Genomic DNA, 17,815 nt, shown 5'->3' with positions numbered 1-17,815 from the left:
AGGCAGTCAGGTTGTTAACGTTGAGAGCTGTCAGGAGGCGCTGAGGCTGTTCAGAAACGCCAGTGCAAGGTGGCCACTGCCAATCCCCACGCGTGCAGTAAACACCGGTTGGTCCGCGGCATTCACGACAACCGTTTCCTGGAGAGGCAGAGGAACAATGTCGCCTTTCTTGAAGCCCATGATCTTTTGCAGGGGCAGGGTTTGCTCAGCAAGAATGGCTCTTAGTTCCACCGGTGTCTGCGACAGCGCTGTCGTCAGGCGCCGTTGCCAGTGATGGCGTGCGGCCGGGTGACGGTTCTTTCCCGGTGCAAGGTGTTCTAGCAGGGGCATGGGCATGTTGATCTCGAATGTCCCCGTAGTCTCTTCTGTCAGCTTCAGCAGGTAGCGCGACCGCATAAACCGCTCCTCTGGTGGCGCTTCATCGGTAGTCATTGTGTCCTGCAGGTTGAGATTCATCGAAGGTAGCGGATGCCAGATTCCCTGCCAGCGGGTCAGCAGGCATTGGGCGATGGCCTCGAACAGGTAGCGCTCAGCCCGGGTGGGCGGCGTGGATACGGGATCAGCTGTTGAAGCCTGGGGAATGTCGCCACGGCCGCCAAAAAAACGCTCGAACAACGACGATAACAATTCCGGCGCCAGTGAGAGATAACCGATGTCATCCTGTTTGTGGCCATCATCGGTGGTGATGGAGATGGAAAATTGCTTGATCATTGCAGGAGCGGCAACGGGTTCTTCGAACCGGGCAATGTTCGCACCCAGGTATTCCAGCTGGGTGCCTGAGAGTTCCAGTTCCTGTGACAACTGCTTCGGGAGAAGACGAAGGAACGGTGCCACCAGCTGGTCCTGCAGGTTGAGCAGATAGGCAGCCTGAAAGCGGGGATGGGCCAGGCTGCAGGGGCTGATGGTGGTTTCGCTGTACGGGGTGTTGTCATCCCGGGTGTGAGATGTTGGGTCGTTATTGCAAATGTCCACGGGAAGTCAGCAACCATTCATACTGCGTTGGTCAGCTAATCATAATCTAAAATTTCCGACGTGCAGGCTCAATTGCAGTTTAAGGTCACAATGTCGCTTATAACGTTTTATCCCGTTTTTTGGAGACTCTTCCGGCGGTTGGCCGCTGTCCTTTTATCCTGTCTCTTGTTGAAGCCCGGGGTGTTTGCCATGGAGCAGACGGTCGCACTGGATGAAGCCGAGTGGACAGTCACGACGCAGCGTTTTTTCAGTTGTCGTCTCATGCTCAATACGGCCAGCCTGGGAGCGGTGTCGCTGTGTGCGGATGCGGGCGCGGTTCGGGAGCTGACGCTGGACCTGCTGGGGTATGCACCGTTCCAGGGCGGAGGACTGGTCACTAGCGTAGATGCGCCCTGGCAGCACAGTGGACGACAGGAATTGTTATCCGACATTTATCGTGCAACCGACCACGGTGTGGCGTTTGACCTTGGTAGCCTCCTGCCCGAATTACTCGACAACCTGGTCGATGGCATGTGGCTGAACGTTGAAATGACGGATCCGAGGCAACCGGTACTGCTAAACCTTTCAACCACCGGTATCCGTGATGTCCTGCCTGAATTCAAACGATGCCTGGGCGACCTGCTGCCGGTAAATTTTGCGCAGATTCGAAGGACACAGCTATTTTATGACTCAGGCAAATGGCAACTGACGTCCGGGCAGATGAAACAGTTACGGGACATCGCACGCTATATTCGGGCCGACAAGAAGGTGAAGGCATTGACGATTGACGGCCATACCGATGCGACGGGGGACAGGCTCCTGAATTTGCGTCTTTCGCGCCAACGGGCCGAGGCGGTCCGGGATTATCTCATTGACGAAGGCGTGCCTGCCGCGATGGTGGCTCACCTGCGTTTCCATGGGCAACGGTATCCGGCCGCCAGTAATGCCACCAAAACAGGGCGCCATGACAATCGCCGGGTCATGGTGGCTCTGCAACGTCAGGAGACCTTGCCTGACCAGGCATCAAACCAGGGTGTTATGAAAGGAACAAATGATGGCTGATGTCGTACAGCCTGTGTTTATTGCGCTGGACTTACCGCTGGCAGCTCATCAGGCAGACTCCCGGGCGATGACCTCCCTCTCTGACACCAATGACGCGGTCGCTACAGGGATGGATTTTTCCCGGCTGCTCAAGGCGGAGCTGGATCAGGTCAATGCGTTGCAGCAAACGGCATCCGATCGCATGAACCGGGTGGAATCGGGACAGGAAGAGGACCTGGTGGGTACGGTGCTGTCAGTACAGAAGGCCAGCTTGTCCTTCCAACTGTTACTGCAGGTGCGCAATCGGCTGGTAGAAGGGTATCACGAAGTGTTTAACCTGCAATTGTAGTGGCCATCGAAACCATGGCTGAGACGCACACAACAGGACAGGCCGGCCGTCGGATACGTGACGCATGGCATTCACTCCAACAACAGCTTTCACTGTTTCGTCGCCCTGAAAACCGGCGCCTGACCGTAGGATTGTTGTTTGGTGCCACATTCCTGGCAGTGGTTACCGTGACCTGGCTCTGGTGGCAGGATCGTGATTATCGTCCCCTCTATGGACGACAAGAGCAGTATGATGCCGGCGCCGTCATAGACCAGCTCGACAAAGCAGGGATTGCCTATCGCGTACACCCTGATACCGGTCAGGTGATGGTGCGATCCGCCGAGTTGCCGGAAGCACGTATGGCGCTGGCGGCCGGTGGCATTACTCCCTCCCTTCCGGAGGGGCGTGCCCTGTTAACGGAATCTCCCCCTCTGGGCATCAGCCACTTCATGGAGAGACAGCGTTACATCGCCGCTATTGAGGGGGAGCTGGCTCGAACCATCATGACACTGCAGCCGGTACGCAGCGCCCGGGTGCACCTGGCGATGCCGGAGCAGACCGTGTTTCTGCGTCAGTCGCCAGAACCCCGGGCATCCGTGGTGCTGGAGCTCAGTGCCGGTGCCCGGCTGACCCCGCTGCAGATTGAAGGGGTTGTTAACCTGGTCGCAGGTAGTATTGCGAACCTGGACAGAAATAATATCAGTGTCGTGGATCAGCTGGGTGCACCGATCAGTGACGAGCTGGATGAGACAACGTTGTTGAGTGAGGCGCGGCGCCAGTTGCAGTTCCAGTCTGAGATAGAGCGTCGGCTGGAGTCCCGGGTGCTGAGTCTTCTGGCCCCGTTGGTGGGGAGTGGTAATGTGCGTGTGCAGGTCTCTGCCGAACTGGACATGACATCGGGAGAACAGACCCGTGAGGTTTACAGCCCTGATAACGAAGCGGTGCGCAGCGAATCCATGCAGCAGTTGGTATCGGGGAATGAGCTGCCCACCGGAACGCCCGGTGCGCTTGAAAATGTGCAGGACACGACAGGAAAAGCGTCTGTCCAGGAAAAACAGTATGTGCGGAATTATGAAGTAGATCGTACGGTCAGCCGTGAACAGCGCCTGCCAGGAGAACTCCGGCGATTGACGGTGGCGGTATTGCTGAATACACGGCAAGTGGTGCAAAACACGGAAAAAACGCAAACGTCGAAACCCTGGAACGACGAGGAGCTTGGACGGATGACGGTGCTTGTCAAACAGGCCGTGGGGTATACAGCTGGTCGTGGCGATCAGGTCAGTGTCGAGTCATTGCCGTTTGTCATAGAGGCGCAGAATGACCTGGAGAGGGCGACTTGGTGGCAACAGCCAGCCATGATTACGTGGGGCGGGCGTGTCCTGCTGGCACTGATCATTGTGTTGTTACTGCTGGTCGGTCTTCGTCCACTGGTTCGCCGTTGGCTTCAGGTCAGACATCCTCCCGCAAAGGTGACGGCGCCGCCTGGATCGGACAGGGAGGCCTCCGTGGACGACCTGTCTGGCCTGGGTGAGTCTTCAGCAGCCACAGAGCCGCCCTACGATGACGTCGGCTTTCAGCACCGGGTGGATGCCCTGAAGCAACTTGCGCGGCAGGAACCCGGTAAGGTCGCCCATGTCTTACGGCAGTGGTTGTCTGAGAAACAGGCCTCCTGATGGTCAGTCCAGGCATTACACGACCCGACAGCCAGCGGGAACCCCTGGGGCCGATGGAACGACGAACCCCCAGCGACGCAGCGGCCATCATGTTACTGCTGGGTGAAGAGGATGCTTCTGCTGTGCTCAAGCAGATGACGCCCTCAGAAATTCGTGTGCTCAGTGAGAAAGTGTCAGCGTTGAAAACCTTGCAATCCCGTGACCTGATCCGGCTGTTGGACGATTTTGTTCAGGCCGTCAGCCATGCCGGGGTGCTGGCGGGGAATTACCAGACGCAATTGAAAAAGACGCTGCAACGTGCCCTGGGGCGCGAGCAGGCCCGATGCCTGCTACGGCCGCTGTATGATGAACAGCAGCAGAATGTGCTGGAAGGACTCCAGTATGCGCGGCCGGATGTGCTGGCCGGCATGCTTCGTTGCGAGTCACTCCAGTTTCAGGCGGCGGTGCTCGCTTGTTTACCGGCAGAGCAGGGCGCACAGGTCATGGGATTACTGCCTGAGGAAACCCATCAGGCGCTATTGATCAGGATTGCCGGGCTGGAAAGTCTGTCTCGGGCCTGTTTGCAGAGTATTGCGGCATTGTTGCAGCAATACCTGGATGAGACCGGTATGGACCGGGAGTTGCCGTTGCGTGGTGTCCAACAGGTGGCAGACATCATGAACCTGCTCAGTCGGGAGAGTGGCAGGGACATTCTGTCGGGTATCCGGGGCGTAGATGAAACACTGGCCGAAACCATTGAACGCCGGATGCTCCTCTTTGAACATCTGTTACACCTGTCACGGGAAGACCTGCAGAAACTGCTGGGGGATGTCGATCAGAGAACATTGGCGCAGGCATTGAAGGGGGCGGATGAAAACCTCAAAGAGGCGATTTATTCAGGGCTTCCCAAGCGGGCTGTGCAATATCTTGAAGATGAAATGCAGGGGCTTGGCAGAATTCGCCAGGGGGTGGTGGACAACGCCCGGCGTGAGATCCTGAAACGGGCTGAATCCCTGATCAATGACGGTGAAATTACCCTGTCGTTTACCGATGAGAAAATGGTCGAATAAGTCGTGAGTGCCTCACAATGCGACGCCTCTCTCGGTTTTACCCTTTTGTTCCGGCGTTGCTGCCTATACTCCTTACTACTTTCCTATAGCCGTACAGAATGGAACCATGCAGTGTAATCAGGCTGTCGTACGTTTTCGGTTTCCGGAGATTCTGCCTGCCCCGTCACCGGTAGAAACCACTGAGGCACAGAGCCCATCAGCGCATGATATTGCCTGGCAGGCGCGGCGTTTGCTGCGCCGGGCGCGTGAGCATGGATACCGTGAAGGTTTTCGCCAGGGGCAGGAAGATGGGTTCAAATCCGGTTATGACGATGGCCTGGGGCAGGGGCAAAAGGAAGGTCGGCAGCATGGCTATGCCCAGGGGCTTGAGCAAGGGCATCGTGAAAGTCAGGAGAAAGTGAACCCGTTGCACACAGCTCTGACGTCAGCCTGGGACGAGGTGAATACATGGCGCGAGGCCTGCGCACGGGAACTGGATGAACAGCTGGTGTCAGTGATCAGCCTGATTTGCCGGCAGGTGATTCAGCTCGAGCTGAATATTCGGCCTGATGGTGTCAGGGAATTACTGGATGATGCGTTGGGCCTGTTGCCCCAGACGGATTCCGCCGCCATACGTCTGAACCCGGAAGACAGGGTTTACCTTGAAATGTTGAATCTCGCGTTACCCGACCAGTGGCAGGTGATTGATGATGATGCCATCACCGCCGGTGGCTGCATCCTGTCAACCCCTGGCGGCAGGGTGGATGCCCAGGTTGAAACCCGACTCGCGGCGTGTATTGCAGAATTGCGCAAAAGTCTCGGTCTGCCGGACGCCAATGGTAATGGCGAATGACACACTGGGATAATACGCGGCGAGGCTTGCAGCAGACCTGCAGTAACCTCCCACGCCTGTCGACGATTACCGTTTCGGGCCGGTTAACCCGTCTGCGTGGCATGTTGCTGGAGGCCGAAGGCTGCCAGATTAATACCGGCCAGCGCTGCCTGGTCAGGAACCGGAACGGGCAGCAGGTGGAAGCGGAAGTGGTCGGTTTTGACCGACAGCGTTTTTTCCTGATGCCCATGGAATACGGTGAAGGCCTGGGGCCGGGTGACGCGGTGCTCCCTTTGTCGGGTGATACCGGGATACCGGTGGGCAAGGCCTTGCTGGGGCGTGTGCTCGACGGTATGGCAAGGCCGCTGGATGGCAAGGGAGGGCTGTTATGCGACAAGCGCATCCCATTGCATGGGCCTCCGATCAACCCTTTACAGCGGCGCTTGATTACACAACCGCTGGATGTGGGCGTGCGGGTGATGAATGGCCTGATGACAGCCGGTCGTGGGCAGCGCCTGGGCATACTGGCCGCAACCGGTGTGGGAAAAAGTGTGTTGCTGGGGATGATGACCCGCAATACCGAAGCGGATGTAGTCGTGGTCGTGCTGGTCGGTGAACGGGGGCGCGAGGTCAGGGAATTTATTGAACATACACTTGGGGCTGCCGGCATGGTCAAGGCGGTCGTGGTGGCGTCACCTGCTGACGATTCACCGGTCATGCGGCTGCGTGCTTCCCTGCTGGGGCACCGCATTGCGGAACACTTCCGGGATGAAGGCTGCCATGTCCTGTTACTGATGGACTCTCTGACCCGTTACGCCCAGGCCCAGCGGGAAATTGCACTGGCGGTGGGAGAACCGCCATCCAGTCGAGGGTATCCGCCTTCTGTGTTCAGCCTGTTGCCAAGATTAGTGGAACGCGCCGGTAATGGTTGCAGCGACACGGGCTCAATCACGGCGTTTTATACCGTGCTGGTGGAAGGGGATAGACAGGAAGACCCGGTGGCCGATGCGGCGTGTGCCATTCTGGATGGGCATATCCACCTTACCCGGCAGAGGGCGGCGGCCGGCTATTATCCGGCTGTCGATATTGGCCCGTCCATCAGTCGCGCCATGGAGCGGGTGGTGAGTTCGGCTCATCAAACGTCGGCGATAGCTTTTCGGCGGACCTGGGAGCGTTGTCATGAAATCCGTGAACTGATGGAGCTGGGCGCCTATACGCAGGGGAGTGATCCGGTCATGGACCAGGTGCTGACCCTGGAACCCCGTTTAAACCATTTTATTTGCCAGGGACTGACGGAGTCCGTTTCCTTGGCTGACACGATTCAGGCGTTGGCCCGAATTGCTGAGGAATGCGCGCATGCAGGAAAAGACAATGACCCGCTGGCTCAAAACCCGGCGGGCCCAACAGCAGCAGCTCATGGCGCAGATGCGGCATCTGGCTGAACAGCGTGACCAGCATCAGCGACTGATCCGCATGCTGGACGACAGCAGTCATCCGGGGGCGCCCTCGGAGCCCGTCTGCAATGGACTGACATTGGCCAACGGGCTGGGATTTAGTCACCAAGTATCTGCAGTTAAGCAGCATTTGGGTGGGATCCTTGATCGCAATGAGAAAACCAGCCAGCAACTGAGGTCGGATGCATTACGACTGAAACGACAGGCCGAGGTGAGTGAGCAGCGCCTTGAGTGCCGTCAGCACAGACGATGCAGAAACCAGTTGAATCGTGTGATGGAAGAGGTCGTTTGCCGCTGGGTGGGTGGTTATGACTGAACCAGTTTGTGTGCCGCGCGGTCATTGACCCGTTGACCGAGGGCATTATACCGCTGGCGTTTCAAGCCGTTTAACTGGTTCACATAAAGCTGACAGACCTGGGATTGTTTCTCCAGCAACCAGTGGTTGGTGTCACGTTGCTGCTGACACTGCAGGGCCAGGGCCAGGTATTCGCGATGGAGGCTTCGGGCTTCATTGACCGCTTCCGTCGAGAGGGTGCTACCGGGATTATTGAGCCAGGCAACAAGCGTCTTGTAACCCAGTCTGGCCAGCTGATCCTGACACCGGGCTGTATGGTTGGCCAGTAAACCGTGGCTTTTTTCAATCAGGCTGGCCATATGCTGTAAACGTGTCGTCTGTCGACTGACCAGGGCGGAATGCTGCCGGGTAAGCTGTGTGTGCAGGGTGGCCAGAAGTGTACAACCGTCCTGCAGGGTTTTAAGGAGTGGTTCGGTCATGATCGTTTAAAAAACAGCTGCTCCAGTTGCACGAGTTTATGGGCGATGGCTTCCGGTTCACTGATCGTCTCACCGATGGCGATCAGTGACTGGGCTGAATCGGCAGGCGCGGCTCGGTGGATTACGTTACCGTTAGCGGCCTGTTCTGTACTGCTAAGGTACAGGGCTGTGGCGCTAATCTCAATGTCCGGTCGCGAAGCACCATTGCGTGGTGACTCTGACGTTACCGGCTTTTGTTCTGAGTCCGTCTGCTTTGCAATAGCCGCAGGGCGGTTACCGGTATCACCGACTCCTTCTATGACCATCATTCAATTCCTGGCAGGCGCAGTACACGACACAAATGTAGCAGATCCACGAACGTTAACGTAAAAACCGGGTGGTATTTTGACGGGATCGCTTCTATATACAGTGTGCTGGTTTTGGGGCAACTGCCGTATAACGGACAGCCGGTTGTCATCATGACGTTTAAGTAATGGTTGCTGGCTTGTGCCGGCCGTTAGTGATACTACGATGGCCATACAGTTTGATCAGGCGCTTGGTAACCAACCTCAGGCGCTTGCCTATAGAACATCTCGCAGTGCCATACTGGCGGGGAATCTGGTGAATCAGGAAACACCGGGCTACCGCCCGCAGGATCTGTCATTCCAACATTTGCTTGACGTTGAGGATACGCAGGCTCGTATGGTGAGGACAAATCCGCTCCACCTGTCAAAGGTCGGGCAAGTAGCCGCCACCCCTGATGTCGTGACCCGGGCACCGTTGCAGTCGCCGGTCAACGGCAATGCGGTTGAGCCGGAAAGGGAACAGTTGGCTTTCATGCGCAATGCCACCGATTTTAACCGGGGGCTCTATTTCCTTCGTGCCCGGTTGAACGGGTTATCCCTGGCGATCAATGGCCCCTAGTGATTCAGCTTGTGAGGTTTAACGTATGTCATTCTCTGCGGTGTATGACATTGCCGGCCAGTCGATGGCGGCTCAGACGATCCGGATGAACACTGTGGCCAGCAACCTGGCCAATGCCCGGTCGGCGGCAGCCAGCGAGGCTGACATCTACCGTGAGCGCGATGTGGTCTTTCGTGCAGACCCGGTGGGTGGTGGACGTCAGTCGGCGTTTGGTGTCACCGTCAGTGATGTGCTCCGTAATGAACGCCCGGCCGAACAGCGTTACCAGCCGGGCCATCCCCTGGCGGACAATAACGGTATTGTGTATTACGCCAACGTCAACACGGTGGAGCAGATGGTGGCCATGATGGCGGCGTCCCGGCAGTTTGAAGCCACGGTGTCGGTGCTCGGCACGACCCGGCGTATGCAGGATCAACTGGTTGAACTGGTGAGTCTCCGTTAACCATGACTATCGTAACTGAGCCCTTGTCGGGCAGTGGCCTGATGGCGGATACCGCATCCCGGCCGGGCAAGGCTGAGGATCTTGGCAAACAGGATTTCATGAAACTGCTGGTTGCCCAGATCCGTAATCAGGATCCCCTGAACCCGTCGGACAGTACACAGATGGTGACCCAGCTGGCACAGTTTGCCGGGGTGGAGTCACTGGCCGATATCCGGTCCTCCATGCACGGGATGGATCATGGGCTGCAGGTGCTTCAGGCGGCAGGTTTCGCGGGGCGTCGGGTCACAGTGAATACCGATCAGCTGGTGCTGTCCCGCGACAGCCGGGATATTGCCATTGAAGTGGATACGGATGCGCAAAGCGGAAACCGGGTAACCATCATGTTAACGGACGGCCTGGGCCAACCGGCAGCTGTTCGCGAACTGTCCTGCGCCGGACGTGACCCGGCGAGGTTTAGCCTGAAAGAAATCGGGGGTGAATCCCTGCCGGATGGCGTCTACTTCGTGTCAGCAGCCTCTGAACAGGCGCCGTTACCTGTAGCCGTCAATAGTCGTGTAAACAGTGTTTCGTTATCCGCTGATCAAGGGGAAACACTGTTGCAGCTGGCCGGTGTGGGTTCTGTGCCTGCATCGTTTGTACGTAGAATCGAATAGTCCCTGGTACACACCCATGGTCGTGAGGTAACGCGATGTCCATGAATATCGGAGTGAGCGGTCTCAAGGCGGCTCAGCAGGAGCTGGATGTGACCGGCCACAATATCGCCAATGTCGATGTGGTGGGCTTCAAATCCTTTCGCAGTATGTTCGCTGATGTGTACGCGGAATCCGGCGGCAAGATGGCGCAGGTCTCCGGCGTACTGACCCAGGGCACATCGCAGCGCTTCAACCAGGGCATACTGCAGACCACCGGCAGTTCGCTGGACATGGGTATAGAAGGCAGTGGTTTTTTTGTATTGTCCGGCGACGGCAATACGTTCTATTCCCGTGCGGGGTATTTTGGGCTGAGTCGTAATGATGACCTGGTCAACAACCAGGGCTTCAAAGTTCAGGGGTTTCAGGTGGATGACAAGGGTGAAGTGGTAGCAGGCGCATTGGGTGATATTCATATTGAGCGAAAAAGCATACCCGCCCGGGCAACATCTCAGATCAGCGCCGCCATCAATCTGGATGCTCGTGATTCAATGATTCCGGCAATGGTCTTTGATGAACACCAGCCTTCCAGTTACAACTGGGCCACCACCTTCGGGCTGTACGACAGCTTGGGCGTACCGCACCAGTTGACCCTGTTCACTGTGCTGGCAGACAGTGACAGCAGTACCTGGGATCTCTTTTACCGGCTGGATGACCAGATGTTAAAGGATGTCTCTGACCCTGCCCATCCCGTGTTCCGGAAAGATCAGCTGGCCTTCAATGGGGATGGATCCATCAAGTCCGGCGGACTGGTTACCCTGGATGGAAACGACAGCAAGCTTTCAGGTCTGGAGCCGGGAGGTGGTGCCCTGCCTTTGGTTCTGAACCTTGATCTCTCTTCAACCACCCAGTTCGGTCAGGACTATTCCATTGCAGCCATCAATCAGGATGGTTACACCTCCGGCAAGATGAATGCCGTCCAGGTGGATACTGGCGGTCTTGTACAAGTGTTGTATTCCAATGGTCTCAAGGCCACACAGGGGCAGGTGGCGCTGGCCACGTTTACCAATGATAACGGTCTGGTCGCGACAGGCAACAGCAGTTGGCAGGCTACAAGGGATGCCGGTGACCCTACCTATACCCAGTCGGGTACTGGTGGTGCCGGTGTCATTAATGCGCAGCGGCTGGAGTCCTCCAATGTGGATCTGTCGTCTGAACTGGTGCAGTTGATCGTTGCCCAGCGAAACTATCAGGCCAATGCCCGCACCTTGAAAGCTGAGGATGTGGTGATGCAGGCACTGCTCACGGTATAGCGCTGTTCAGCGTGCAAGCCGCCTAACCGCCAGAAGCGAGTTCCTATCATGGATTACGGTGTTTACCTGAGTGCCGGCGCGGCCTGGCAGACCATGCTGGCCCAGCAAACCCATGCGTCAAACCTGGCGAATGCCGAGACAACGGGTTTCCGTTCCGATTTCAACTGGACGGGCGAGCGTGCGTTTAACTTCGCTGGAGTAGAAGGCAGCATACCCGGTACCCGTACCGGTGCCGAGATGCAATTAAAAGGCAGTCGACTGGTGCCGGGTGACAACCAGTGGAGTGGCCGGGAACTGGATGCGGCGATTGTCGGTGAAGGCTGGTTCGTGGTGCAGTCCCCGACAGGGGATGAAGCCTATACCCGGAGCGGCAATTTTGTCGTGAATGGGTTTGGCGAGCTGGTGACCAGCGCCGGTCTGCCCGTTCTGGGTGAAGATGGCCTGATGGTGTTGCCGGTTTTCAGCGGTTTGCAGATAGCCAGTGATGGCATGATCACGGTGGTGGTGGAAGGCGGTGACCTGGTGGAAGTCGGGCGGTTACGGCGGGTTAACCCGCCCCAGGCAACGCTGCAGAAAGGGACGGATGGCCTGTTCCGTTATACCGGTCCCGGCGCTGTTCCCGATGATCCCGATGTGGCCGTCCTGAGTGGTGCGCTGGAACAGAGTAATGTCAATGCCATCGAAGAAATCTCGGATTACCTGCAGCTTTCCCGGGAGTTTGAATTGCAGGTAAAGGCCATTCGAACCTTTGACCAGATGGCCGCCCGGGGCAATGAACTGTTGCGGTCTTCCTGAAACACCAGAAGTGGTGAGGTAGTTGTCAGATGCATCCGGCACTGTGGGTCAGTATGACCGGGTTGTCCGCCCAGGACTATAACCTTTCAACGTCGTCCAATAACCTGGCCAATATTGATACCGTCGGTTTCAAGAAAAACCGGGTCACTTTTGAGGACCTGTTTTACCAGGTATTGCGACAGCCGGGCGCCAAGGCAGATGAGATCAATGACCTGCCGTCAGGGCAGCAGCAGGGCACCGGTGTTCGGATTGTGGCCAGCCAGAAAGTCTTCAGCGGCGGCAACCTTCAGACCACGACGCAACCGCTTGATCTGGCCATCTCCGGCCATGGTTTTTTTCAGGTGCAATTACCGGATGGCACATCGGCCTATACCCGTAACGGCCAGTTTCAACTGAATGCTGACGGCAACATGGTCATGGCATCCGGCCTGCCGCTGGAGCCGGCCATCACCATCCCGCAGGAAGCCCTGAATATCACGATCGGTGAAGACGGCACCGTCAGTGTTTCCGTATCCGGTGAGGTGGAGCCCCGTAATGTTGGCCAGATCACCCTGACCAATTTTATCAACCCCACCGGGCTGGAAGCCCGGGGTGGCAATATTTTTGTGGAAACCGTTGCCAGTGGTGATGCCATTGAGGGCGCGCCCGGCGAGAACGGCCTGGGCCTGGTGAAACAGTACACGCTGGAAGCCTCCAATGTTCAGGCGGTGGAAGAACTGGTGAACCTGATCGTTGCCCAGCGCTCCTACGAGATGAACACCCGGGCCATCAAGGCCACGGATGACATGATGGAATTTCTGATTCGCTCCTCATAGGCACGGTGTATGAACCCGCTGGCGTTACGACTGCGGATACTGTTGATCCTGCTGATGCTCAGTGGTTGCCAGTTGTCGCCAATGGCTGGCCCGATCGAGGAGTCCAGTGAATTGCCTGATATTCCCCCTTCCACCTATAGCGCATCGCCCGGCAGCCTGTTTCGGGGGCCGGCGTCTGCCAGCCTGTTTGAAGACCGGCGCGCCTACCGGGAAGGTGACATCCTGACGGTAGTTCTGGCTGAGCTGACCCGCTCCAGTAAGGCTGCGGATACCACGATAGGCAAAAACAGCGCTATCAACATGCCCGATCCCGTGTTATTTGGCCGTACGGGTGCCAGGCTGCTGGGTAGCGAATGGTCGTTGCAGAATTCCATGGATATGAAACGCAATTTCAGTGGCAAGGCGAGTAATGAGCAGAACAATCTGCTGACCGGTTATGTGAGCGTTGTCGTGCAACAGGTGCTGGATAACGGCAGCCTCTATGTCAAAGGGCACAAGCAGATCCGGCTTGGGCAGGGCGATGAGATCATTTATCTGAGCGGCCTGGTGCGGCCTGAAGATATTACGCTGGACAACCGGGTTTCCTCCCTGCGGCTGGCGAATGCCAAGATCAGCTACACCGGCAAGGGGGATATGGCCGAGGCCAATGTCATGGGATGGATGGGACGCTTCTTTAACAGTCGGTGGTCACCGTTTTGATAATGAAAGCGGCTGGTTTTTTTTCTGTTGTGGCTCTGTGGGGTATCAGCCTGACCCTGCAGGCGATGCCATTGCTGGATCTGGTGACCCCGGAGGGGACCCGGAAAAACCAGCTGGTGGGCTATGGCCTGGTGGTCGGTTTGCAGGGTTCCGGTGACCAGACCCGGCAGACCCAGTTTACCGCGCAATCGGTGAACAACCTGCTGAGGCAGTTTGGAGTGCAATTGCCGGAAGGCGCCGAGCCGCGGCTGAAGAATGTCGCGGCAGTGAGTGTCCATACGACACTGAATACCTATGTAAGGCCAGGGCAGGCACTGGATGTGGTGGTGTCGTCCATTGGGGATGCCAAGAGTCTTCGGGGCGGCAGCCTGTTGGCGACGCCGCTGAAAGGTCTTGACGGGAATGTCTATGCGATTGCCCAAGGGAGTCTGGTGGTGGGTGGCGTCACGGCAGAGGGCGCCAGTGGCAGTAAGGCGACTGTGAATATTACCACGGTGGGGCGGATTCCCGGTGGTGCGGTTGTGGAACGTTCGGTGATTCCGCTGTTTGACGATTATGGCCAGATCATGCTGAACCTGAATGAGGCGGGTTTCCGCCAGGCGCGTTTGATCGTCAATGCCATTGACCGGGAGTTCGGGCAGGGAACCGCCCATGCCATTGATGCTGCCCGGGTGGCGGTGTCCGCCCCCTATGATACGGATCAGCGGGTGGCCTTCATGTCGCGGCTGGAAAGCCTCACTATTCCCCAGGTGGAACTGCCGGCCAGAATCGTAATTAACCCCAGAACCGGCACGGTGGTGATTGGGCAGAATGTCCGCATACGGCCGGTGGCGGTCAGTCACGGCAGTCTGGTGGTTACGGTATCGGAAGAGCCGCAGGTCAGCCAGCCGGGCATGTTCTCCCGTGGTCAGACCACCACGGTGCCGCGCAGTGAAGTACAGATCAGTGAGCAGAAGGGCACGATTTATGAATTGCCGGACAGCCCGAGGCTCAGTGATGTGGTCAGTGCATTGAACAGTGTCGGGGCTACCCCCAGTGAACTCATGTCCATCCTTCAGGCGTTCAGGCAGGCCGGCGCGTTGGAAGCCGAGATTGATGTGCTCTGAACGCCATCCTCGAGGAGTTTATGAATACCTTAACGTCTTTGTCAGAACCGACGGCATTGGCCGTATCGTCAGCACAAGCCACTGATGACAGTCAGGCAAAAGCGAGAGCGGTGGTTGAGGGGTTTGAAACGCTGCTCTGGCAGGAATTACTGAACAGTATGCACCGTACGACAGATGCCATTAAATCCGGCGATAACGCATTGTCGCCGGATCGCAGCTGGGCCGATGACTGGCAGTCCGGCATTTGGGCGCAAGCCATGACCCGGCACAGTCAAAGCGGTCTCTCCGACCACATGCTCCGGCAGTTACGGATTGAAGCACCATGAACCTTCTGGATATCGGGCTCAGTGGCCTTAACAGTGCTCGCACCCGGCTTGAAACGGCCGGTCACAATGTGGCCAATGTGGCAGTTCAGGGCTTCAGCCGCCGTGAAGTCCTGCAGTCAACCCGTGAATGGTATCCCGCGGATCAACAGGTCATCCTGGCGGGTACGCGCATTGATGATATCCGGCGGGTGACGAGTGATTTCCTGGTCGACCAGCGTCATGCGACCTCTGCAGACTATGGCGAGGCCAGGGAGTTCGGTGACTACCTGAAGCGGCTAGATGCCTACCTGGGCAATGAGTATACCGGGGTGTCATCCTCGGTCGAACGGTTTGTCAGTGCTTTGAATGCTGCCGAAACGGAGCCCGCATCGACCGCTTACCGACAGCAGATTATCAGCGAAGCGTCTGCCATGGCCGTTAAATACAACAACCTTGGGCGGGTTTTGGTGGATTTCAGTCAACAGGTAGATGACCAGTTGGGTGCGATAGCTGCGGAAACGTCAGCGCTCTCAGACAGCGTGGCGACCTTGAACCGAACCATTCGGGATGGTTACAGCCGTGGTGCCCATATGGCTGACCTCGAAGACCAGCGGGATCAGCTGATTAACCAGCTCACGACAAGAGTCGGCGTACAGAGCCTGCGTCAACCAGACGGGATGACCAGCCTGTTTTTCCGGTCCGGCCAGTCGCTGGTGCAAGGTGAGTGTGGTTATGGCCTGCTGATGCCGCACAGTGCGCCGGATGCCATGGCGATTCAACCCCAGCTGAACAGAGACGGCTCCCTGGAACCGTTACGAACCGACAGTGGCGAAATGCATGGGCTGGCGCGATTCCGGTCCGAGGTGTTATTGCCCGTATTAAATGTGCTGGGCTGGCAGGCCGCCATCATCAGTGCCGGTAACAACCAGATTCTGGAGGACGGGCTGGATCTGTCTGGCAATCCAGGGGCTGCATTGTTCAATGATGTGAATGCCCCCGATGCCTGTCGCGCCCGGGTGATTCCTGAACAGCTATCAGGCAGCGCCACGGCGACGCTTGCCGTGGATACGGCACAGTTGGCTGAACTGAAACCCAGTGACTACAGCCTTCGGGTGACCGAGCGGGGCGGTCAGTTGACTTACACCGTTCAGCGCATGATGGATAACCGTGAGGTCGCATCCGGTACGCTGGATGCGACCGCGACAACCGGTGTGACCTTTGACGGGTTGGTTCTGGAGCTGTCGCCGGGTTCCGCAAAAGACGACAGTTACCTACTGACCCCCTGGCGACATGAAACCGCTGCGATTCGAACCGTATTGACTGAACCGGATCGACTGGGGCTGGCCTCAGCGGGGAATGGACCCGGTGACAACAGCAACCTGTCACACCTGATGACCTTTATGCAGTCAGAAAGCTTCAGTGCGGGCACCTTGCCGGAATCCTCAGACCGGTTACTGGGGCGTATAGCAACCCGCAGCTGGCAGGCGACACAGCAGGCGGAATCCCAGGCCTTGCTGAAGCAGGAAGCGGATACGGCCTGGGAGTCGCGCAGTGGGGTTAACCTGGATGAGGAGGCGGGTGACCTGATGCGTTTCCAGCAGCACTACCAGGCCAATGCCCGGGTGCTGTCGGCCGCGCAACGGGTGCTGGATACGTTGTTGTCACTCTAGGCGTTGCGTTTGCAAGAGAGGTTGTAGCATGAATGAGTTCAGGATCAGTACAGGTCAGGTGTTTGATAATATCCGGGATCGATTGCAGGAGACCACCGGTGACCTCAACCGGACGTGGGATCACATTGCAGAAGGCACGCGTTTATCTCAGCCGGCAGATGATCCCCTGACCGCAGTGAGACTTCAGGGTATCTCCCGCGAGCAGGTCGCCGACAGCCGTTACCTGGAAAACAGCGCCTCCCTGGATGCGCTGCTGGCCCGTGAAGACAACACCCTGACCGCTTACGGCGCATTATTGCAACGCTGTCGTGAACTGGTGTTGCAGGCCGCGAATGGCGCCATGGATCCTGCCAGCCTGCAGGCGATCGCCGGTGAAGTGCAGGGGCTGACGGATGGGGTTGCCTCTGTGATCAATACGCGGGGGCCGGATGGGCGCTATCTGTTTGGTGGTTTCCGCGATGACCAGGCACCGGTACTGCAGAAAACGGACGGTAGCTGGGTTGTCAATAATGATGACCCGGGCCAACGACAGGTGACGATTGCCCAGGGATGGCAGATGCTGGCGAATGATACGGCGGTGGCGCTTTGCTTTCGCATTGAGGATGGCCAGGGCGGCTCCTTTAACCTGCTGGATGCACTGGGCAACCTGCACAACCTGCTGTTAGCGCCAGACGAGACGATAAATGAACAGCTGAATCAATCACTGCTGGCCATCGACCAGGGGCTGAATCAAGTCTTCAGGGTACAGACGGATGTGGGTACCCGGCAGCATATCATGGCCATCAGTAATGAATCCCTGGACCAGAGGCAGCTGTATGCCGAACAGTTAGCCGGTGAGTTAGGCGACCTGGATTATGCTGCCGCCATGACACAACTGAACCGTGAGATGACCGCACTGGAAGCCACCCGAAAAAGTGTCGTGCAGCTGGCAGGGCTCTCCCTGTTTGATTACCTGTAACTGTTCTGTGAATGAGTGAATGGTTGTCGTTTATTACGACAACGCATGCCTATAGAGAAAAACGGTATTTAAGCACACGGTGATTTGCGTCGAGTTTGA

21 protein-coding genes are annotated in these 17,815 nt (G+C 57.4%); 18 read left to right on the top strand and 3 right to left on the bottom strand.

Annotated features, from left to right (window positions below):
- Positions 1-30 precede the first annotated feature (30 nt).
- On the bottom strand, positions 31-972 hold the full coding sequence (locus KHS78_RS22610) for a FliM/FliN family flagellar motor switch protein (protein WP_211830818.1): 942 nt from the start codon (positions 970-972) through the stop codon (positions 31-33).
- A gap of 189 nt (positions 973-1,161) precedes the next feature.
- Here KHS78_RS22610 and KHS78_RS20605 point away from each other — a divergent pair, with 189 nt between their 5' ends.
- The 7 genes from KHS78_RS20605 to KHS78_RS20575 all read left to right on the top strand — a co-directional run bounded on the left by KHS78_RS20605 (position 1,162) and on the right by KHS78_RS20575 (position 7,623).
- Positions 1,162-2,013: a MotY family protein gene (locus KHS78_RS20605; RefSeq protein WP_211830817.1), complete on the top strand. Its 852-nt coding sequence runs from the start codon at positions 1,162-1,164 to the stop codon at positions 2,011-2,013.
- A complete protein-coding gene (gene fliE, locus KHS78_RS20600; protein ID WP_211830815.1) occupies positions 2,006-2,341 on the top strand; it encodes a flagellar hook-basal body complex protein FliE in 336 nt (111 codons plus the stop codon). Before KHS78_RS20605 ends, fliE begins: the two co-directional genes overlap by 8 nt.
- Before the next feature lie 14 nt (positions 2,342-2,355).
- Positions 2,356-3,993: a flagellar basal-body MS-ring/collar protein FliF gene (gene fliF, locus KHS78_RS20595; RefSeq protein ID WP_211830814.1), complete on the top strand. Its 1,638-nt coding sequence runs from the start codon at positions 2,356-2,358 to the stop codon at positions 3,991-3,993.
- 53 nt (positions 3,994-4,046) lie between these two features.
- On the top strand, positions 4,047-5,042 hold the full coding sequence (locus KHS78_RS20590; protein WP_211830813.1) for a flagellar motor switch protein FliG: 996 nt from the start codon (positions 4,047-4,049) through the stop codon (positions 5,040-5,042).
- Between the two features lie 106 nt (positions 5,043-5,148).
- On the top strand, positions 5,149-5,874 hold the full coding sequence (locus KHS78_RS20585; protein ID WP_211830812.1) for a FliH/SctL family protein: 726 nt from the start codon (positions 5,149-5,151) through the stop codon (positions 5,872-5,874).
- The gene (locus KHS78_RS20580) at positions 5,871-7,295 is read left to right on the top strand and encodes a FliI/YscN family ATPase (protein WP_211830811.1); all 1,425 of its coding nucleotides are present in this window, start codon (positions 5,871-5,873) and stop codon (positions 7,293-7,295) included. The genes KHS78_RS20585 and KHS78_RS20580 overlap by 4 nt, the downstream gene beginning before the upstream one ends.
- Positions 7,270-7,623 carry a hypothetical protein gene (locus tag KHS78_RS20575; protein WP_211830810.1) on the top strand — a complete coding sequence of 118 codons (354 nt, stop codon included), beginning with the start codon at positions 7,270-7,272 and terminating at the stop codon, positions 7,621-7,623. The genes KHS78_RS20580 and KHS78_RS20575 overlap by 26 nt, the downstream gene beginning before the upstream one ends.
- Here KHS78_RS20575 and flgN read toward each other — a convergent pair.
- On the bottom strand, positions 7,614-8,081 hold the full coding sequence (gene flgN / locus KHS78_RS20570; RefSeq protein WP_211830809.1) for a flagellar export chaperone FlgN: 468 nt from the start codon (positions 8,079-8,081) through the stop codon (positions 7,614-7,616). The two genes, KHS78_RS20575 and flgN, sit on opposite strands and share 10 nt — an antisense overlap.
- Entirely contained in the window at positions 8,078-8,389 is a 312-nt protein-coding gene (locus KHS78_RS20565) for a flagellar biosynthesis anti-sigma factor FlgM (protein WP_211830808.1), read from the bottom strand. The genes flgN and KHS78_RS20565 overlap by 4 nt, the downstream gene beginning before the upstream one ends.
- 202 nt (positions 8,390-8,591) lie before the next feature.
- Between KHS78_RS20565 and flgB the strand changes: the two genes are divergently transcribed.
- Genes flgB through flgL form a run of 11 tightly spaced genes read left to right on the top strand, consistent with a single transcriptional unit; the run spans position 8,592 to position 17,716 of the window.
- Complete coding sequence (gene flgB / locus KHS78_RS20560) at positions 8,592-8,984, top strand: flagellar basal body rod protein FlgB (RefSeq protein ID WP_211830807.1); 393 nt, start codon at positions 8,592-8,594, stop codon at positions 8,982-8,984.
- 25 nt (positions 8,985-9,009) lie between these two features.
- On the top strand, positions 9,010-9,426 hold the full coding sequence (flgC, locus tag KHS78_RS20555; protein WP_211830806.1) for a flagellar basal body rod protein FlgC: 417 nt from the start codon (positions 9,010-9,012) through the stop codon (positions 9,424-9,426).
- A gap of 2 nt (positions 9,427-9,428) precedes the next feature.
- A complete protein-coding gene (locus KHS78_RS20550; protein ID WP_211830805.1) occupies positions 9,429-10,079 on the top strand; it encodes a flagellar hook assembly protein FlgD in 651 nt (216 codons plus the stop codon).
- A gap of 41 nt (positions 10,080-10,120) precedes the next feature.
- A complete protein-coding gene (locus tag KHS78_RS20545; RefSeq protein WP_211830804.1) occupies positions 10,121-11,368 on the top strand; it encodes a flagellar hook protein FlgE in 1,248 nt (415 codons plus the stop codon).
- A gap of 48 nt (positions 11,369-11,416) precedes the next feature.
- Positions 11,417-12,163 (top strand): flagellar basal body rod protein FlgF, encoded by a 747-nt coding sequence (locus tag KHS78_RS20540; RefSeq protein WP_211830803.1) that lies wholly within the window; start codon positions 11,417-11,419, stop codon positions 12,161-12,163.
- 29 nt (positions 12,164-12,192) lie between these two features.
- Positions 12,193-12,978, top strand: a complete 786-nt coding sequence (gene flgG, locus KHS78_RS20535; RefSeq protein WP_211830802.1) for a flagellar basal-body rod protein FlgG — start codon at positions 12,193-12,195, stop codon at positions 12,976-12,978.
- Positions 12,979-12,987: 9 nt separating this feature from the next.
- Positions 12,988-13,677 (top strand): flagellar basal body L-ring protein FlgH, encoded by a 690-nt coding sequence (locus tag KHS78_RS20530; RefSeq protein WP_211830800.1) that lies wholly within the window; start codon positions 12,988-12,990, stop codon positions 13,675-13,677.
- Positions 13,678-13,679: 2 nt separating this feature from the next.
- Complete coding sequence (locus tag KHS78_RS20525; RefSeq protein WP_211830798.1) at positions 13,680-14,783, top strand: flagellar basal body P-ring protein FlgI; 1,104 nt, start codon at positions 13,680-13,682, stop codon at positions 14,781-14,783.
- A gap of 20 nt (positions 14,784-14,803) precedes the next feature.
- Positions 14,804-15,109: a hypothetical protein gene (locus tag KHS78_RS20520; RefSeq protein WP_211830796.1), complete on the top strand. Its 306-nt coding sequence runs from the start codon at positions 14,804-14,806 to the stop codon at positions 15,107-15,109.
- Complete coding sequence (locus tag KHS78_RS20515; protein WP_211830849.1) at positions 15,106-16,758, top strand: flagellar hook-associated protein FlgK; 1,653 nt, start codon at positions 15,106-15,108, stop codon at positions 16,756-16,758. Before KHS78_RS20520 ends, KHS78_RS20515 begins: the two co-directional genes overlap by 4 nt.
- Positions 16,759-16,786: 28 nt before the next feature.
- Positions 16,787-17,716 (top strand): flagellar hook-associated protein FlgL, encoded by a 930-nt coding sequence (gene flgL, locus KHS78_RS20510; RefSeq protein WP_211830794.1) that lies wholly within the window; start codon positions 16,787-16,789, stop codon positions 17,714-17,716.
- The last annotated feature ends 99 nt before the right edge of the window (positions 17,717-17,815 follow it).

It is taken from the genome of Kistimonas asteriae, assembly GCF_018263925.1.
GTDB lineage: Bacteria > Pseudomonadota > Gammaproteobacteria > Pseudomonadales > Endozoicomonadaceae > Kistimonas > Kistimonas asteriae.
The sequence above is the reverse complement of the archived record's forward strand: the minus strand, read 5'-3'. Positions and strand labels throughout refer to the sequence as shown.

Coding starts and splice junctions, on each gene's coding strand:
- KHS78_RS20605 (WP_211830817.1), top strand. CDS start 1,162: ATGGAGCAGACGGTCGCACTGGATGAAGCCGAGTGGACAGTCACGACG.
- fliE (WP_211830815.1), top strand. CDS start 2,006: ATGGCTGATGTCGTACAGCCTGTGTTTATTGCGCTGGACTTACCGCTG.
- fliF (WP_211830814.1), top strand. CDS start 2,356: ATGGCTGAGACGCACACAACAGGACAGGCCGGCCGTCGGATACGTGAC.
- KHS78_RS20590 (WP_211830813.1), top strand. CDS start 4,047: ATGGAACGACGAACCCCCAGCGACGCAGCGGCCATCATGTTACTGCTG.
- KHS78_RS20585 (WP_211830812.1), top strand. CDS start 5,149: ATGCAGTGTAATCAGGCTGTCGTACGTTTTCGGTTTCCGGAGATTCTG.
- KHS78_RS20580 (WP_211830811.1), top strand. CDS start 5,871: ATGACACACTGGGATAATACGCGGCGAGGCTTGCAGCAGACCTGCAGT.
- KHS78_RS20575 (WP_211830810.1), top strand. CDS start 7,270: ATGGCGCAGATGCGGCATCTGGCTGAACAGCGTGACCAGCATCAGCGA.
- flgN (WP_211830809.1), bottom strand. CDS start 8,081: ATGACCGAACCACTCCTTAAAACCCTGCAGGACGGTTGTACACTTCTG.
- KHS78_RS20565 (WP_211830808.1), bottom strand. CDS start 8,389: ATGATGGTCATAGAAGGAGTCGGTGATACCGGTAACCGCCCTGCGGCT.
- flgB (WP_211830807.1), top strand. CDS start 8,592: ATGGCCATACAGTTTGATCAGGCGCTTGGTAACCAACCTCAGGCGCTT.
- flgC (WP_211830806.1), top strand. CDS start 9,010: ATGTCATTCTCTGCGGTGTATGACATTGCCGGCCAGTCGATGGCGGCT.
- KHS78_RS20550 (WP_211830805.1), top strand. CDS start 9,429: ATGACTATCGTAACTGAGCCCTTGTCGGGCAGTGGCCTGATGGCGGAT.
- KHS78_RS20545 (WP_211830804.1), top strand. CDS start 10,121: ATGAATATCGGAGTGAGCGGTCTCAAGGCGGCTCAGCAGGAGCTGGAT.
- KHS78_RS20540 (WP_211830803.1), top strand. CDS start 11,417: ATGGATTACGGTGTTTACCTGAGTGCCGGCGCGGCCTGGCAGACCATG.
- flgG (WP_211830802.1), top strand. CDS start 12,193: ATGCATCCGGCACTGTGGGTCAGTATGACCGGGTTGTCCGCCCAGGAC.
- KHS78_RS20530 (WP_211830800.1), top strand. CDS start 12,988: ATGAACCCGCTGGCGTTACGACTGCGGATACTGTTGATCCTGCTGATG.
- KHS78_RS20525 (WP_211830798.1), top strand. CDS start 13,680: ATGAAAGCGGCTGGTTTTTTTTCTGTTGTGGCTCTGTGGGGTATCAGC.
- KHS78_RS20520 (WP_211830796.1), top strand. CDS start 14,804: ATGAATACCTTAACGTCTTTGTCAGAACCGACGGCATTGGCCGTATCG.
- KHS78_RS20515 (WP_211830849.1), top strand. CDS start 15,106: ATGAACCTTCTGGATATCGGGCTCAGTGGCCTTAACAGTGCTCGCACC.
- flgL (WP_211830794.1), top strand. CDS start 16,787: ATGAATGAGTTCAGGATCAGTACAGGTCAGGTGTTTGATAATATCCGG.